Origin of the sequence: Flavobacterium branchiarum, assembly GCF_030409845.1 — a bacterium.
Classification (GTDB): Bacteria; Bacteroidota; Bacteroidia; order Flavobacteriales; family Flavobacteriaceae; genus Flavobacterium; species Flavobacterium branchiarum.
Genome location: NZ_JAUFQQ010000005.1, coordinates 32,307 through 49,518 on the forward strand (window position 1 = coordinate 32,307; position 17,212 = coordinate 49,518).

Below are 17,212 nucleotides of genomic sequence, written 5' to 3' on the forward strand. Positions count from 1 at the left end.
CTGATTTCTCATTCATTATATCCTAAAAATGTTAGATAAGATTATACAATTTAGTATAAAGAACAAGTTCATTATACTACTACTTACCTTGGTTCTTATAGCCTGGGGAAGTTTTTCACTCAAAAATTTACCACTGGATGCACTTCCTGATATTACTAACAATCAAGTGCAAATCATTACTACTGCTCCTACTCTAGCTAGTCAGGAAGTAGAACAATTAATTACCTATCCGATAGAGCAATCTTTAAAAACAATTCCGAAAGTAATCGAACTTCGTAGTATTTCCCGTTTTGGGTTGTCTGTCGTTACTGTTGTTTTTGAAGAAGATGCCGATACCTATTGGGCACGTGAGCAAGTGTTTCAAAGATTAAAACAAGCTGAAGAAAACATCCCTAAATATGCAGGAACACCAGAATTGGCTCCAATTACAACGGGTCTTGGTGAAATTTACCAATACGATGTTTATGCAAAAAAAGGTTACGAAGATAAATATAACGCAACCAGTTTAAGAACAATTCAGGATTGGATTATAGTACCTCAATTACAAGGTGTAAAAGGTGTTGCCGAAGTAAGTACTTGGGGAGGTAGCGTAAAACAATACGAAATTGCTGTTGATCCCAACCGATTAAATAGTGTTGGTGTTACTATAACTGAAATTTTTGATGCTCTAGAAAAAAACAATCAAAATACAGGTGGTGCCTACATCGAAAAAGATGAGTTTGCTTATTTTATTCGTGGTGTCGGAATGGCTTCTGGAATAAAAGACATTGGCAATATTGTTATTAAAAATAGAAATGCCACTCCAATTTTGGTTCGTGATGTAGCGACTGTACAATTAGGTAACGCAATCCGATTTGGTGCTACAACCAAAGATGGAAAAGGCGAAATTGTAGGAGGCTTAACGCTAATGCTTAAAGGAGAAAACTCTAAAGCAGTTGTAGAGCGTGTGAAAGAAAAAATGGTTGAGATTAACAAAATGCTACCCGAAGGTGTTGTAGCCGAAGCTTTTATAGACCGAAGTAAATTGGTTGATAATGCAATCGGGACCGTTACTAAAAACTTACTTGAAGGGGCATTAATTGTAATTTTTGTACTGATTTTATTTTTAGGTAATCTTCGTGCTGGATTAATTGTTGCATCTGTTATTCCGCTAGCAATGTTGTTTGCAGTAATCTTAATGAATGCATTTGGCGTGAGCGGCAACTTAATGAGCTTAGGTGCAATTGACTTCGGAATTATAGTCGATGGTGCCGTGATTATTGTTGAAGCCACGATGCATCATTTACAAAAACTCAAGAAAAAAAGAGAATTAACGCAGTCTGAAATGGATACCGAAGTATATGCTTCGGCTTCTAAAATAAGAAATAGCGCAGCCTTTGGAGAAATAATTATCTTAATTGTATATCTACCAATATTAGCATTGGTTGGAACCGAAGGAAAAATGTTTAAACCAATGGCAATGACAGTTGGTTTTGCAGTTATGGGAGCTTTTATCTTATCGCTTACCTATGTTCCTATGATGAGTGCTTTGTTTCTTTCTAAAAATACAGAGCATAAACCAAACTTTAGTGACCGAATGATGGCTTGGTTTGAAAAAATATACGCTCCTTTCTTAAACAAAGCCTTACAGTTCAAAAAAGCAGTTCTAGGTATTGCTGTTGCATTATTTGTTTTAGCACTTGTAATCTTTCAGAACATGGGAGGAGAATTTATTCCAACTATCGAAGAAGGAGATTTAGCCATTAATGCCACCATTATGACCGGAAGTTCTTTAACGCAAATGATAAAGACAACAACCGAATATGAAAAATTGCTTAAAGCGAAATTCCCTGAGATTAAAACCATTGTAACTAAGATTGGAAGTGGAGAAATTCCAACCGACCCAATGCCTATAGAAAGTGGCGATTTGATTATTGTTTTAAAAGATAAAAAAGAATGGACCAGCGCTGACAACTGGCAAGATTTAGCTCATATGATGAAAGAAGAAATGGAAAAAATTCCAGGAGCCAACATCGAAGTTTCTCAGCCTATACAAATGCGTTTTAATGAATTAATGACTGGAAGCCGAAGTGATATTGCTATTAAAATATTTGGTGATAATCTTGATGTTCTAGAAAGAAAAGCCAATGAACTAATTCAGAAAATTAATAAAATTGAAGGTATTGGCGATCTCAAAGCAGATAAAGTAAGTGGATTGCCTCAAATCACCATTAAATACGATTATGATAAAATTGCATTGTATGGTTTAAACATTGAAGACTTAAATAAGATACTTCGTTCTTCATTTGCAGGAGAAGCTGCAGGTAAAATTTACGAAGAAAACAGACGTTTTGATATAGTCGTTCGAATGAATAAAGACAATCGTACTGATATAAGCGATGTGAGTAATTTATTTATTCCTCTTCCAAGTGGGCAACAAGTACCTCTTTCGCAAGTTGCAACTGTCGATTATGAACAAGGTCCAGTACAAGTAATTCGTGAAGACGGAAAACGTAGAATGACTATTGGTCTTAATGTACGTGGCCGTGATGTAAAAAGTGTTGTGGAGGAAATTCAGCAAAAGCTTGATAAAAACTTCAAACTTCCAGCAGGGTATTATGTTACTTACGGAGGACAGTTTGAAAACCTAATCGAAGCAAACAAGCGTCTTTCTGTGGCTCTGCCTATTGCGTTGAGTTTAATTTTAGTATTGCTTTATTTCACTTTTAAAAGTACCAAACAAGCCGCTTTAATTTTTACCGCAATTCCGCTTTCGGCAATTGGAGGTGTATTCGCATTATGGTTACGTGGTATGCCGTTTAGTATTTCGGCTGGAATTGGTTTTATTGCTTTATTTGGAATTGCAGTATTAAACGGAATTGTACTGATATCTTATTTCAACCAACTTAAACTGGAAGGAATCACAGACCCATTGCAACGTGTATTAATTGGAACAAAAACAAGATTACGTCCTGTTTTAATGACTGCTGCCGTAGCTTCTTTAGGTTTCTTACCAATGGCACTATCTACAAGTGGCGGTGCCGAGGTACAAAAACCTTTGGCAACGGTTGTAATAGGTGGTTTATTCTCGGCTACCCTACTTACATTAATCGTTTTGCCAATACTTTACTTATTATCAGAAAGAGTAATTAAAAGAAAAACAACAATGATAAAACCAATGATAACAGGGCTTTTATTACTAATTAGCAGTTTCTCTTTTGCACAAAACAACCAACCAATTGGACTGGAAAAAGCAATCGAAATGGCAAAAGCCAATAGCATTAATTTGAAAATTGCTGATAAAGAAATAGAAAAACAAACGGTGCTAAAAAAGACAGCCTTTCAGCCAGATCCATTACAAGTGGAATATCAAGGCGGACAGTCTAATAGTGTAAAATATGACAGTAATGTTTCTGTACAGCAATATTTCCCTATCGGAAAAATTACCAAAGCCAACCGTCAATTGCAGGAAGAACTGGTGAAATTAGCCGAAAAACAAAAAGCGCTATCCGAATATGAAATTGAAAAAGCGGTGACATTAGCCTATTATCAGTATTTATATGGTGTTTCTGTTCACAAACTAAATACAGAGTTACTTAATATATACGCTTTGTTCCTTAAAAATGCCGAACTCCGTTTTAAAACTGGAGAAAGTGGTAATATAGAAGTAATCAGCGCCAAAGCTAAATCTAAAGAGATTGAAACTCAAAAAGTACAATTAGACTACGATTTAGCTATTTATCAAAAGCAGTTACAGTTTTTTGTTAGAACAAAAGAAAACATTGTCCCTGATAGCAATACTCCGCTTCAATTTGCCTCACTTTCAGAATCAAACAAATCAAAAGTAGAAGGTTTGATGAATGATTATTATCAGCAACAAATTTCGGTCTTTCAAAAAGAAGCCAATACGTTTAAAGCACAACGTACTCCTAAATTAGGTTTAGGGTATTTTGCGCAAACTATTGACAAGGAATCTTTATTTCAGGGATTTACAGCAGGTTTACAAATTCCATTGTTTGGAGGTGTAAATACAGCTAAAGCCAAAGCAGCTTCGATAAGCATTGCACAATCTCAACTGGAATTAGAGAACAATCAATTTTCCTTAGAATTACAAATGCAGGAATTAACAAACGAATTTGAAAAACAAGAAAAAGGCTTGCTTTATTACCAAACAGAAGGTTTAAATTATGCCGAGCAAATTATCACAACAGCCCAAAAAAGTTATGCCAATGGAGATATGAGTTATTGGACCTATATCAGTTTTTTAAATCAAGCAATTGACATCAAAAAACAATATGCCGAGACTTTGAACACATACAATCAAAGCGCTATCCGATTACAATTTCCATCAATTTCCAATAACTAATACACTTTACAATGAAAAATATAAAAAACACAATAAATCGTTTTTCTTTCCTGCTTCCAATTGCTTTTTTACTATTGACTTTAACATCATGCAATGAAAAGAAGACTGAAGAAACGCATGAAGAAGAAAAGTCAGAAACTGAAGTAGCCTTAACCGAAGCCCAATTTAAAACTGTTGGTATTCAATTTGGTAAAGTCGAAAATCGCAATCTAAAAACGATTATCAAAGCTACAGGATATACAACGGTTCCACCTCAAAACGCGGCTAAAATTGCTACATTACTTGGTGGTACTGTCAAAGACATCTTTGTTCTAGAAGGTACTTTTGTAAATAAAGGAAAGGTTTTAGCAACCATTCAGAATCTGGAAGTTGTAGGAATGTTAGAAGATTACAGATCGGCTACTGCCAACCTTGAATATTTGCAATTAGAATACAATCGTCAGAAAACATTGGCTGATGAGAATGTAAATCCTCGAAAAGTATTTCAGGAAGTAAAAGCGAAACTAGCTGTAGAAAGAGCTAGAGCGCAAGCAGCAAAAAACAGATTACAAGCCTTAAATGTGAGTTTGTCTAGCAACAGCGCTTTAATTCCGATTATATCGCCTATAAGTGGTTATGTTGGAGAGATAAATATTGCCAAAGGAGCGTTTGCAGAAACTGGTATTACTTTATTTGAAGTTTCTGATAATAGCCAAATGCACTTGGATTTAAATGTATATGAAAAAGATTTAGGATCAATTTCAATTGGTCAAGAAGTCGATTTTATACTAACCAATCAGTCTAATAAATCGATAAAAGGAAAAATATTCGGTATCAATAAATCATTCTCTAACGAAAGTAAAACCGTGGCTGTACACGCCAAAATCAATCCAAATGACGCCAAGGATCTAATCTCCGGAATGTATGTTTCTGCCAATATTAACCTAGATAAAGCAACTGTTCCTGCTTTGCCAAAAGGGGCTATTGTAAAAAATGGAGATAAATTTTTCATCTACATAAAAGAAAATGCACATCCTAAAAAAGAGGAGAAACACGATCACGGAAAAGAAGAGAAACATGATCATGGAAATGAAACGGAAGGTGCTCATGAAGAAGGACAAGGAGAAATACATTTTAAAGCTATAGAAGTTATTCCTGGCACAACAGATATGGGATATACCGAAATAAAATTTGTAACTTCAATCCCTGAAAACAGTCAAATTGTGACACAAGGTGCTTTTTACCTCTTAGCCGCACAAAAAGGTGGTGGTGAACACACACATTAATATTTTTTATATGAGCAATAAATCGCATTGGGAAAATGTATTCACAACAAAAACTCCAAATGAAGTAAGTTGGACACAAGAATACCCAAAAACTGCCATCGATTATATAGAAAGCCTAAAACTATCAAAAACTGCCAATATCATTGATATTGGTGGTGGCGATAGTAATCTAGTTGATGCTTTGCTAGATAAAGGTTTTGTGAATATTTGGGTGCTGGATATTTCAGCCACAGCCTTAGAAAAAACAAAAAATCGCTTAGGTGAAAGAGCCAGCCTAGTACATTGGATTGTCTCAGATATCACAACGTTTACTCCCGATGTAAAATTTGATTTTTGGCATGACAGAGCCGTTTTTCATTTTTTGACTACTAACGAGAGCATTAATAAATATGTCTCGATTGCCGAAAATGCAATACATACTAATGCTCATTTTTTACTAGGTACTTTTTCAGAAAATGGACCTTTAAAATGTAGCGGATTAGACATCAAACAATATTCTGAAGAGAACATGAAAATTACTTTTCAGGAAAATTTCGAAGCACTAAAATGCTTCACCGAAGATCATATTACCCCGTTTAACACAACACAAAACTTTCAATTTTGTGGATTTAGAAAAAGACAAATATGAAACATCAACATACCCCCGACGAAAACAACAGCCCAATCGATTGTAAAACGCCTTCCAAATCTCATTCAAAACAATCTAAATCTACATGTTGTTGCGATGATGAGCCAGAAACGCATGATGACCACGACGGACACGATCATTCTGGAGGAGATCAAACCGTTTTCCAGATGTTTGCTCCTGCTATAATTAGCCTTGTTTTATTAATTATTGCGATTGTTTTTGATAATTACCAACCTCAATCTTGGTTTACGGGTTGGGTACGAATAGCATGGTACGTAATTGCTTATTTACCTGTTGGTTTCCCAGTGCTTAAAGAAGCTTTAGAAAGTGCCAGAAAAGGTTCTTTCTTTTCTGAATTTCTACTTATGAGTATTGCTACAATCGGAGCTTTTGCCATTGGTGAATATCCCGAAGGTGTTGCTGTAATGTTGTTTTATGCTATTGGTGAAACTTTTCAAACCTTGGCAGTTACCAGAGCCAAAGCAAATATTAAAACACTTCTAGACCAACGCCCTGATGAGGTTACTATTTTAGAAAATAACCAACCGAAAATCATCAAGGCCGAAAGCGTACAAATTGGAGCTATTATACAGCTTAAACCCGGTGAAAAACTAGGTTTGGATGGAGAATTACTTTCCGATACTGCTTCGTTTAATACCGCGGCTTTAACTGGCGAAAGTAAACCTGATACCAAGAGTAAAGGCGAAAGCGTTTTGGCTGGTATGATAAATCTTAATTCTGTTGCCGAAGTACGAGTTACTGCCTTATACACCGATAGTAAATTATCTAAAATTCTGGAAATGGTTCAGGATGCAACTGCCAAAAAAGCCCCTACCGAATTATTCATCAGAAAATTTGCTAAAATCTATACCCCATTTGTAGTATATTCAGCTATTGCAATCTGCTTGCTACCATATTTTATTGTAGACGATTATATCTTTAGAGATTGGTTATACCGAGCATTAGTATTCTTGGTTGTTTCCTGCCCTTGTGCGTTGGTTATTTCAATTCCACTAGGTTATTTTGGAGGAATTGGAGCAGCTAGTAAAAACGGAATATTATTTAAAGGCTCTAGCTTTTTAGATATTATGGCAGCTATTCAAGTTGTGGTAATGGATAAAACAGGAACTTTAACCAAAGGTGTTTTTAATGTGCAAAAAGTTGTTGCAGTAGGAATCTCAGAAGCCGATTTAGTAAAATATACCGCCGCACTCGAAACCAAATCAACACATCCTGTAGGAACTGCCATAATCGAATATGCCAATGGTGCTGAAAAAAATAGTACGGTTAGCGATGTCACAGAAATTGCGGGTCACGGTTTAAAAGGAAATGTTGACGGAAACGAGATCTTAGCTGGTAATGCCAAACTATTGAAGAAATTCAATATAAGTTATGATACCGAGATTGACAATACTCCGTTTACTATAATTGTCGTGGCTGTAAATCAAAAATATGCTGGTTACTTTTTAATCGCTGATGAGATTAAGGAAGATGCTAAACATGCCATTCAGAGCTTGCACTCGATAAATGTAAAAACAGTAATGCTTTCGGGAGATAAAACGGCTGTGGTTAATGCTGTGGCAAAAGAACTAAATATCGATGAAGCCTACGGAGATTTATTACCTGAAAACAAAGTCGAAAAAGTAACTGCTTTAAAAGATAAAAACTTAAAAATTGCCTTTGTAGGCGATGGTGTAAATGACGCTCCTGTTGTTGCTCTTGCGCATGCAGGAATCGCTATGGGAGGTTTAGGTAGTGATGCTACGATTGAAACTGCTGACATTGTTATCCAGAACGACCAACCAACAAAAATATATACTGCAATAAACATTGGTAAAAAAACCAAACAAATCGTTTGGCAAAACATCACTTTGGCTTTTGTTGTAAAAGCTGTTGTTCTTATTCTTGGTGCAGGAGGTTTAGCTACTATGTGGGAGGCTGTTTTTGCAGATGTTGGAGTTGCTTTACTAGCTATTTTAAATGCAGTACGAATTCAGAGAATGAAGTTTTAAAACAAACCTTAAATAAATAAAATGACTTTTCCAGACTACTTAAAAAAATTTGAAACCGATTTATTAAAATATAAACTTGATTACGTTCAGATTCAAGCAAAGCCAATAAAAAATAGCGATACATTAAACCTGACCCAAAGTAAATTTTTAGGAAAACCCTATTTACCCGTAGGTATGGAATACCCAAAAGATAAAATGGGGAAGCCAATGATTTTGATGTCTCAACTTAATTTTTCTGAAATTCCAAAATTAGAGAATTATCCTGAACAAGGTATTTTACAATTTTATATTTCAGGCGAAGACTGGTATGACATGAGCGACTATAAAGTACTATATCACCCAGAAATCGAAAATCATCAAACAAATTTTGATTTTCTAACCGAAGATTTATATTCAGATTCACCTATTAATTGCGAACATAGTCTAACATTTTCTACAGAAATAGAATATGGTGGCTCACAAGATTTTAGGTTTGATTATTCGTTTGATGGATTAGATTACTGGGAATTTGAAGAAACTTTAGGTGAATCTCAAAAAAATGAAGTCGATGGAATGTTCTCTAACTGCGGACATAAAATTGGAGGTTACGCTTATTTCACACAGTCAGATCCACGTGAATATGACACTACAACCGAAAATGATATTTTGTTACTCCAAATTGATACCGATGATGAAATAATGTTTGGCGATAGCGGAGTAGCAAATTTTTTCATCAATAAAGAAGACTTAATTAATCAAAATTTTGAGAAAGCTTATTTTAACTGGGATTGTTGCTAGCTATTTATAAGAGTTATAATTTTCTATAAAAAGTTCTTAATCTTCAAGATTTTTTATTGTTTTAAAAAAGGGTCTCTATACATAATAAAGACCCTTTTTCACTAAACACAACCAACTAATAAACAATACACTAACCTCTATGTTTTTTACAACACATTTATTTTTACAAGAGTTTGTAAATGATAGTAAAATACACATAATGAAAATTATAAAAAAATTAGTTCTCATTATTCTTGTTTTCCCCAATCATCTTGAAATTCTCATTTAATTATATTCTCAATATACTTAGATGGAATGGGGGAATTCCGCGCAGCAGTTGGCTACATATCCAAGCAATAGTACATTGTTATTCTATTCCTAAATTACTATTCTTAATGTCTTCTCTAGAAAATCCTGCATTTAAAATCGCTATTGTATCGGTGATTTCTTTTGAAAAATTCACTCTCACTATTCTAGGTGAATTTGGCAAATATTTAATCTCATAGAACCGTCTAATGTTGTTTGTAGAACTTTTATACTCTACATCACTTTTAGAAGCAAAATATTTCTTATTATCAATATAATACGTTAAGTATATAGTAGGAGACCATTTAGGAGGTACAAAAATAGAATCAATCCTAGTGATTGTTATTTTTCCATTTTATTTTAATTCATTATCAACCTTATAAGCTCTTATATATGCGAATAAAAGAAGAGAAAACATCCCTCCTAGAATTATTATTGCTTTTGTTTTAACTTTCATAATTATTCTATTTCTTGTGGAATCGAATTTGCCCCAACTCCGATAACTCCTTTAAAATATTCTTTGACCACTGTTTCCCCAAAGCTTGAACCTGAAAGATGGTTTTCAGTCGCCTTCCCAAAACGATTACTTAATACCGAAGTACCTGCTTGAACGGCCCATTTATTAAATGATTTTGGCACTGTAGGTGCATCACCTTCCATTAAATTATTAGGCGTATAACTAAATGTTTCTCCAAAAATAACAGGGGCAAATCCAGGAACAATAGAACTACCAGCCGAAAATAAATTTATTTCCCCAAATTCTCTTCCATTTGAAAAATATTGAGCTCCTGCATTCCCGACTACATTAGTTATTGCAGATCGCAGAGTTATTTGAGAAAATGCTGATGCAACTTCTGCAACGGCATAAGCCCCTCCTGCCGCCAGACTTCCTGAAACAGCCAATACTGGTAAAGCGACTACTCCAGCAACCATTGCAGCATGAGTGGGGTCTTTATCAGGACCATAGGCTCCTGATGGAACATAATTGCTTTTATATCCTTTAATATTAACATTGTTTAATGCAATAGTATTACCTAAATCTTTCGCTCCATTCTGTCCCATCCAAGTAGTCGTAGCTTTATTGTATTTCCAACTACCACTACTATCTGTATGAATAGCCCCATCATTTGCGTCTACACCAGTAGGGGGTTCTGCAATCATACCTGTTGGATCAACAAAATTGATAGGATTATTGAAAGCATAAACATACGAACCATAATTAGGCACTTCCTCTATCAAAGGATTGAAATTTACTTAATTACTTGCTATTATGTCCAAATAGCTAGCCCATAATAGCGTTTGCAAAGCACATAAGCTTCAAAGAGCTGACGTTATCTCAGAAAAAAACTTCCTAAAGCTAGAATATTACTTATTTATGCTTTTTTATAATTTTAAAAATAATTATAAAAAATATATTTAAAACTGTCAAAAATATCAGTTTCCTATTAGTTTCAATTGAAATATTATGACCACTCCCGTAATAAATTAACCATAAAAAACAAACAAAAACAAAAAACACACACGATAGTTTTAACAAAAAGTTAATTAATAATTTCATTCAGATTTTTTATTAAGTGTATAGTGACCAATTTCTCCTGTTGATTTTAAATCAAATCCTTTATCATTTAATAGTTTACTTGTCTCATTAAATTGTGTTTTATTCATACCATTGAAATTAACGACCATTCCGTTTTTTAAATTAGATCCTTTATTTTCTTTATTAAAAAGACTCAATACTACTAAAGCTGATTTTGTAATTAATTTTGCACTTCTTCTACTTCCGTACATATCATTTGCAAGCATACCCATTGAAGATAAATTCAATCCCAAATGCTCATTGGTACTTGCCCCCCCGTGTGCTTCCGCATCTTGTAATGCATGCAATCCTTGTCCCATAATACCCTCATCTAAGCCGTTTTGTTGCTCGAATATATTATTCCAGCCAAATGACAACCCTCTTTGTTTTGCTTCGCTATATGTCATTCCAGTTTTTTGCTCTTTATTAGACATCATGGAATGCCAAACACTATTCTTCTCATTTTGGGATTGTGCAGTAGGAGAATAATCTATATCCTTTCTATATTTATGATTTGTTCCATGACCTACATTATCAGTCATTAAGACATTTGCTGATGGATGATCTGCATACACACTAGCTCGATGCGCAATTCTTCTTGCATCTTTTACACTATAACCCATAGTAATCATCGCGTTAACTGTAATTTGATAATGCACTGAAACTGCAAATTTCCCATCTGGATCAACAAAATTGATAGGATTATTGAAAGCATAAACATAAGAACCATAATTAGGCATTTTTTCACCCAATGGGTCTGGAGATATCCATCGTCCTACAGCATCACCAATAGGTTGTGCATAAGGATCTGTAGGGTCATGAATTATGCGTCCAACAATTTGTTGGTTCTTTACATGCCAGCGGACTCTACCAATAGTGACGATACTATCTAGGTCGTGAACTTCGAGATATTTTCCGTTACTCAACGTTGCAACATGCGCTTTTGAGCCATATTTAGCAAATGGATTTCCTGCTAGAATATTTTTTGCTCTTCTTTCCTGTTCTTCTTTTGACAAAATTTCCTGAGCTGATGCTACATTAAAACTAAGGACTAAAAGTATTAAAAAATAAAGGGTTTTCATAAATTTTATTTTGGTTAAAATAGTATAAAATCTAATTAATTTAGATTAATTCCTACAATATGATTATTTTTAATATATTAATACTGTCAAATTATAAATTTAACACAAAAAATAGATTCAAGCAACGCCGATTTTTACGGCCCCACGCTAGCGCGAACATCTTGCTGGTGAACTCAAAGCTGTCTATTCCTAAAAGATTTACATCACTCACCCCCCCAATAACTTCAATTAAAAACACCATTTAAAGAATTAAATATTAATTCTTACTTTTATAGTAACTCAGTTCTTAATCTACATTAAGTTACATTTTTTCATAATGAGAGTAACTTTGTCAAACAATTAAAGCAAACCATTATGAAAACTAAAAATATAGAAATCGTAGTTGCTCCAAATCAGCCCCATTTTGTTGGTGACGGATTTAGAGTACATAATTTTATTCCGAGTGTGCCACAATTAAGCATGAAACGCATGAGTCCGTTTATTATGCTCGATTATAATTCAAAATTCTATTTTCCGGCTACAAATACTCCAAAAGGAGTTGGCGTACACCCACATCGTGGTTTCGAAACTGTTACTATTGCTTACAAAGGCAAAGTGGCACATCATGATAGTAGCGGAGGTGGTGGAGTAATTGGCGAAGGCGACGTACAATGGATGACAGCAGCATCGGGAGTTTTACATAAAGAATATCACGAAGAAAATTTCAGTAAAACAGGAGGTGATTTCCAAATGGTACAACTTTGGGTAAACTTGCCTGCAAAAGACAAAATGTCAAAACCAAAATACCAAGGAATTACCAATGCTGAAATTAGCAAATATGAGCTTCCTGAAAATGGTGGTCATATCGAAGTTATCGCTGGACAATATCAAGATGTAAAAGGAACAGCATCAACCTTTACTCCTTTGCATTTGCTTAATGCACGATTAAATAAAGGCGGAAAAGCAACTTTTAATTTCCCTGCTACTTATAATACTGCTTTATTGGTAATAGAAGGAAGTATTACTATAAATGGTAGTACAAACGTACCAACAGACCATTTAGTTTTATTCAAAAATGAAGGAGAAGATTTTAATATTGAAGCTTTAGAAAACAGTATTGTATTGGTTTTAAGCGGTGAACCAATTAATGAGCCAATTGCTACTCATGGCCCTTTTGTAATGAATACACAAGAAGAATTAATTCAGGCTGTAAATGATTACAATAATGGTAAATTTGGAGTTCTAGAAGATTAATTTTAAAAATATAATATGTCAAACGTAAATCTAATTATTGAAGAACGCGCTGCCAACATTGGTAATTTCATGGTGGGTAGATTATTGCCCTTTCGGGAAAAAAGAGCCGTTGGTCCATTTGTATTTATAGATCACATGGGACCTGCACATTTAAGTGACCATGAAAATATGGACGTTCCGCCACATCCGCACATTGGATTATCGACTCTTACCTTTTTGTTTGAAGGAAGTATCATGCACAAAGACAGTCTGGGAACCGAAATGGAGATTAAACCCGGAGCAGTAAACTGGATGACTGCTGGAAAAGGAATTGTACATTCTGAGCGAACTCCTGAGTATTTGCGTAAAACGGACAAAATGCTTCATGGATTGCAAATTTGGGTTGCGTTACCAAAAGAATTGGAGCAAATGGAACCTAGTTTTGTACATGTTGAAGCCAATGATATTCCCGCTTGGGAAAAAGATGGTGTATCATACAAGCTGATTGCTGGAGAAGCTTTTGGCAAACAATCACCAGTTCCAGTTTACAGTCCGTTATATTTTATTGAAATCAAAAGTACCACAGCACAAACAATAAGTATTGGAAAAGATTTGTTTGGCGAAAGTGGCCTGTATATTCTAGAGGGAAGCATCAAAAGTGGAGGACATACTTACGATTCTAAACAAATACTGATTGCAAACGACAGCACATTATGTGAATTTGAAATAGCAGCTAATACAACCGTTTATATATTTGGAGGAACTCCATTTCCAGAAGAACATTTCATTTTTTGGAATTTTGTTTCATCTGATAAAGAACTAATCGAAAAAGCAAAAAAAGACTGGACTGCACAAACTTTTCCTAAAGTTCCTGGAGAGACCGAATTTGTTCCATTACCTGAACCTAAAATGAGATAACTTATGAACACAATCACAGCAAGTATTGACACCAGAAAATATCGGACGGAAATAAAATCGGCTAGCGGTAATATTGTTATCGCGGATGAACCCCAAGAAGTTGGAGGAAAAAATTTAGGCTTCTCCCCTTCTGAATTATTAGCATCTGCATTGGCATCCTGTACGTTAATCACATTACGCATGTACATTGACCACAAACAATGGGATGTATCAGAAATCAATATCGCAGTAGATTTTGAGAAAAACGCAGAACAAAATGTTTCCTTATTGACACGTAAAATCGAAATAACAGGAAATGTTGATGAAGCCAAAAAACAAAGGCTTTTAAAAATTGCCAATAGCTGTCCGATACACAAAACACTTACAAATACGATACAAATACAAACCACTTTAGACTAAACATCATGGAAATAGAACAAATAAACGAAGACAGAAAAGGATATTATAAAGCAGTAGAAGACGGAAAAGAAGCTGGATTAATGACCTATACTTGGGCTGGAGACACCAAATTTATAATCGACCACACCGAAGTTAATGCAGACTTTAATGGTAAAGGCGTTGGAAAAAAACTAGTTATGTCTGCAGTAGCCTATGCACGAGAAAATAATCTAAAGATTATTCCGCTATGTCCATTTGCGAAAAGCGTTTTTGATAAGACAGAAGAAATAAGAGATGTGTTATTTCATTAATTAAAGACACTGAGGCACTAAGTCTCTAAGTTTTCAAGGTAAGGACGCACTGGGTAGAGACGCACTTCAGTGCGTCTCTAGAAAGAGAGTATCTTCGATGCTCTCTTTCTAAAACCAGCCCATTCCTACTTTTTTTTATCCTTATTTCCAAAAGTCCGCCAAAAGAATTACATTTGCATGTAATTTAAACCTAGACTATGACAAGGATAATTACAATTTTCTGTTTTCTTATAGCTCAGATTGGCTTTTCTCAATCAACAGCAACCTACTTAGATAAAATTAGAAACAACGAAGCGGCCTTAACTGCTTTCTTTTCTCAGATGCCAAAAGGCGGTGATTTACATCATCATTTCTCAGGTTCTATCTATGCCGAACCTTTACTAGAAAGAGCCATTGCAGAAGATTTCTATTTAAATTTAGAAACAATGCAAGTTTTAAAAACCAAACCTGAAAAAGGAAATTGGGAGACTTTTTCTTCAATTAATAAAAGAGACAAATTAGAATATTACAAACAACAAATCATGCAAGCGTGGTCTGTAAAAGACTATAATGGTATTTCTGTTCCTTCTGATGATTTATTTTTTGACTCTTTCGAAAAATTCTCACCAACTATCGACGGACATTTTGCTGAAGGCTTGTTAGAACTTAAAAACAGAGCGATAAAAGAAAATGTAAGCTATATCGAAACACAACTAAACACAATTCCATGTGATATGAATGTGGGTGATTTAGCTGATTTTAATACTAAACTAAGAAAAGCTGCTGCTCAAAAAGATGAAAAAGCACTTTTCAAATTGCTAAATACTCTTTACAAATCATTGCAGAACAAAAAAGCTGATAAATATGCTGACGATTTCAACACCAACTTTATAGCTAAATTACACCAAGACCTTAAAATCGATGATGCAAATTTCACTATGCGTTATCAAAACTTTGTGTTACGTTTTATGGAGCCAGTAGATTTATTCAAAAATCTTGTAATTGCTTTTATTTCTGCTGACGAAAGCAAATTGATAGCGGGTGTAAACATTGTTTCTCCAGAGCATGGCGAAACCTCTATGAAAGATTATTGGTTGCACATGGTTATGTTTAAATACTGCCATTCTCGTTTTCCAGATGTAAAATATACACTTCACGCAGGTGAGCTTACATTAGGATTGGTTCAGCCAGAAGAGTTAACATGGCATATTACTGCTGCAATACATACTGCAGGAGCAAATAGAATCGGACATGGGGTAGATATCGCTTACGAAGAGAACTCGTATGATTTATTGCGCCATATGGCAAAGAATAACATTCCGATTGAAATCAACTTAGTAAGTAATGAATTTATTCTAAAGGTTAAAAATGCGCGCCATCCATTTACTTTATACAAAGAATTTAATGTTCCAATTGTTATTAGTACAGATGATGCAGGGATCTTAAGAACGAATATGACTGAGCAATACGTTTTATTAGCCAGCAGATATCAGGATGTTTCTTATGCAACGATTAAACAATACGTTTACAACAGTATCGATTATAGCTTTATTCAGGAAGATGCCGTTAAAAAGCAATTGCGAAAAGACCTTGATGAAAGATTCAAGACTTTTGAAGCCAAATTTTCAGATAAATAAAATATGATTCTAGAGGCTGCCTTCTTATTTGTAAAAGAAAATCAGGAAAAAGATTTTGAGTGTGATTTTGCCAAAGCAGGTCAGTATATTTCATCTATTGATGGGTATATAGGACATACGTTGCAAAAATGCATAGAACAACCTAACAAATATCTTTTATTGGTGAATTGGAGAAATCTCGAAGATCATACAATTGGTTTTAGAGAATCAGCAGCATATCTAGAATGGAAGAAATTATTGCACCATTATTATGAACCGTTTCCTATTGTAGAACATTTTGAAACGGTTTTTGAAAACAAAAAATAATATTCGAAAATGAATATAAAACTTATTGCGATTGGTAAAACCGATAATAAATCGCTACAAACTTTAATTGATGATTATACCAAACGGTTGTCTTTTTACATCAAATTTGATTTGGAAATTATTCCAGATATCAAAAATGTAAAAAACTTATCTGAGAGTCAGCAAAAAGAAAAAGAAGGGGAATTGATTTTGGCAAAATTAGCGCCAACAGATCAATTAATTTTATTGGATGAAAACGGTAAAAACTTCTCAAGCGTAGGTTTTTCAGAAGAATTACAAAAGAAAATGAACTCGGGTATTAAAACACTTGTTTTTGTAATTGGTGGACCTTATGGATTTTCGGATACTGTTTATAGCAAAGCACAAGGGAAAATTTCACTTTCATTAATGACATTTTCCCATCAAATGGTGCGTTTGTTTTTTATTGAACAACTGTATCGTGGTTTTACAATTTTAAGAAACGAGCCTTACCATCATCAATAAGGAGTTTCTAGTTATTGC

14 protein-coding genes are annotated in these 17,212 nt (G+C 34.4%); 12 read left to right on the forward strand and 2 right to left on the reverse strand.

Annotated features, from left to right (window positions below; translation table 11 throughout):
• Window positions 1-28: 28 nt before the first annotated feature.
• The 5 genes from QWY99_RS12140 to QWY99_RS12160 are packed head-to-tail and all read left to right on the forward strand — an operon-like array spanning window position 29 to window position 9,027.
• Window positions 29-4,345, forward strand: a complete 4,317-nt coding sequence (locus tag QWY99_RS12140; protein ID WP_290265629.1) for a CusA/CzcA family heavy metal efflux RND transporter — start codon at window positions 29-31, stop codon at window positions 4,343-4,345.
• Between the two features lie 11 nt (window positions 4,346-4,356).
• Window positions 4,357-5,610 carry an efflux RND transporter periplasmic adaptor subunit gene (locus QWY99_RS12145; protein WP_290265631.1) on the forward strand — a complete coding sequence of 418 codons (1,254 nt, stop codon included), beginning with the start codon at window positions 4,357-4,359 and terminating at the stop codon, window positions 5,608-5,610.
• 10 nt (window positions 5,611-5,620) lie between these two features.
• Entirely contained in the window at window positions 5,621-6,238 is a 618-nt protein-coding gene (locus QWY99_RS12150; RefSeq protein ID WP_290265633.1) for a class I SAM-dependent methyltransferase, read from the forward strand.
• Window positions 6,235-8,250, forward strand: coding sequence for a heavy metal translocating P-type ATPase (locus QWY99_RS12155; protein WP_290265635.1), 2,016 nt, complete (start codon window positions 6,235-6,237; stop codon window positions 8,248-8,250). Before QWY99_RS12150 ends, QWY99_RS12155 begins: the two co-directional genes overlap by 4 nt.
• Before the next feature lie 21 nt (window positions 8,251-8,271).
• A complete protein-coding gene (locus QWY99_RS12160) occupies window positions 8,272-9,027 on the forward strand; it encodes a YwqG family protein (RefSeq protein ID WP_290265637.1) in 756 nt (251 codons plus the stop codon).
• A gap of 744 nt (window positions 9,028-9,771) precedes the next feature.
• Here QWY99_RS12160 and QWY99_RS12165 read toward each other — a convergent pair.
• Entirely contained in the window at window positions 9,772-10,551 is a 780-nt protein-coding gene (locus QWY99_RS12165; RefSeq protein WP_290265639.1) for an RHS repeat-associated core domain-containing protein, read from the reverse strand.
• A gap of 315 nt (window positions 10,552-10,866) precedes the next feature.
• Complete coding sequence (locus QWY99_RS12170; RefSeq protein ID WP_290265641.1) at window positions 10,867-11,970, reverse strand: RHS repeat domain-containing protein; 1,104 nt, start codon at window positions 11,968-11,970, stop codon at window positions 10,867-10,869.
• Window positions 11,971-12,324: 354 nt separating this feature from the next.
• Here QWY99_RS12170 and QWY99_RS12175 point away from each other — a divergent pair, with 354 nt between their 5' ends.
• The 7 genes from QWY99_RS12175 (at window position 12,325) to rlmH (ending at window position 17,194) form a co-directional block, all read left to right on the forward strand.
• Window positions 12,325-13,203, forward strand: a complete 879-nt coding sequence (locus tag QWY99_RS12175; RefSeq protein WP_290265643.1) for a pirin family protein — start codon at window positions 12,325-12,327, stop codon at window positions 13,201-13,203.
• 15 nt (window positions 13,204-13,218) lie between these two features.
• Window positions 13,219-14,100, forward strand: a complete 882-nt coding sequence (locus QWY99_RS12180) for a pirin family protein (RefSeq protein WP_290265645.1) — start codon at window positions 13,219-13,221, stop codon at window positions 14,098-14,100.
• Window positions 14,101-14,103: 3 nt separating this feature from the next.
• Window positions 14,104-14,499: an OsmC family protein gene (locus tag QWY99_RS12185; RefSeq protein ID WP_290265647.1), complete on the forward strand. Its 396-nt coding sequence runs from the start codon at window positions 14,104-14,106 to the stop codon at window positions 14,497-14,499.
• 5 nt (window positions 14,500-14,504) lie between these two features.
• Window positions 14,505-14,789: a GNAT family N-acetyltransferase gene (locus tag QWY99_RS12190; protein ID WP_290265649.1), complete on the forward strand. Its 285-nt coding sequence runs from the start codon at window positions 14,505-14,507 to the stop codon at window positions 14,787-14,789.
• A gap of 197 nt (window positions 14,790-14,986) precedes the next feature.
• Window positions 14,987-16,405 (forward strand): amidohydrolase family protein, encoded by a 1,419-nt coding sequence (locus QWY99_RS12195; RefSeq protein WP_290265651.1) that lies wholly within the window; start codon window positions 14,987-14,989, stop codon window positions 16,403-16,405.
• Between the two features lie 3 nt (window positions 16,406-16,408).
• A complete protein-coding gene (locus QWY99_RS12200; protein WP_290265654.1) occupies window positions 16,409-16,711 on the forward strand; it encodes an antibiotic biosynthesis monooxygenase family protein in 303 nt (100 codons plus the stop codon).
• A gap of 9 nt (window positions 16,712-16,720) precedes the next feature.
• Window positions 16,721-17,194 (forward strand): 23S rRNA (pseudouridine(1915)-N(3))-methyltransferase RlmH, encoded by a 474-nt coding sequence (gene rlmH / locus QWY99_RS12205; protein ID WP_129537943.1) that lies wholly within the window; start codon window positions 16,721-16,723, stop codon window positions 17,192-17,194.
• Window positions 17,195-17,212 lie beyond the last annotated feature (18 nt).

Coding starts and splice junctions, on each gene's coding strand:
- QWY99_RS12195 (WP_290265651.1), top strand. CDS start 14,987: ATGACAAGGATAATTACAATTTTCTGTTTTCTTATAGCTCAGATTGGC.
- rlmH (WP_129537943.1), top strand. CDS start 16,721: ATGAATATAAAACTTATTGCGATTGGTAAAACCGATAATAAATCGCTA.
- QWY99_RS12170 (WP_290265641.1), bottom strand. CDS start 11,970: ATGAAAACCCTTTATTTTTTAATACTTTTAGTCCTTAGTTTTAATGTA.
- QWY99_RS12140 (WP_290265629.1), top strand. CDS start 29: ATGTTAGATAAGATTATACAATTTAGTATAAAGAACAAGTTCATTATA.
- QWY99_RS12175 (WP_290265643.1), top strand. CDS start 12,325: ATGAAAACTAAAAATATAGAAATCGTAGTTGCTCCAAATCAGCCCCAT.
- QWY99_RS12155 (WP_290265635.1), top strand. CDS start 6,235: ATGAAACATCAACATACCCCCGACGAAAACAACAGCCCAATCGATTGT.
- QWY99_RS12190 (WP_290265649.1), top strand. CDS start 14,505: ATGGAAATAGAACAAATAAACGAAGACAGAAAAGGATATTATAAAGCA.
- QWY99_RS12200 (WP_290265654.1), top strand. CDS start 16,409: ATGATTCTAGAGGCTGCCTTCTTATTTGTAAAAGAAAATCAGGAAAAA.
- QWY99_RS12185 (WP_290265647.1), top strand. CDS start 14,104: ATGAACACAATCACAGCAAGTATTGACACCAGAAAATATCGGACGGAA.
- QWY99_RS12145 (WP_290265631.1), top strand. CDS start 4,357: ATGAAAAATATAAAAAACACAATAAATCGTTTTTCTTTCCTGCTTCCA.
- QWY99_RS12150 (WP_290265633.1), top strand. CDS start 5,621: ATGAGCAATAAATCGCATTGGGAAAATGTATTCACAACAAAAACTCCA.
- QWY99_RS12180 (WP_290265645.1), top strand. CDS start 13,219: ATGTCAAACGTAAATCTAATTATTGAAGAACGCGCTGCCAACATTGGT.
- QWY99_RS12160 (WP_290265637.1), top strand. CDS start 8,272: ATGACTTTTCCAGACTACTTAAAAAAATTTGAAACCGATTTATTAAAA.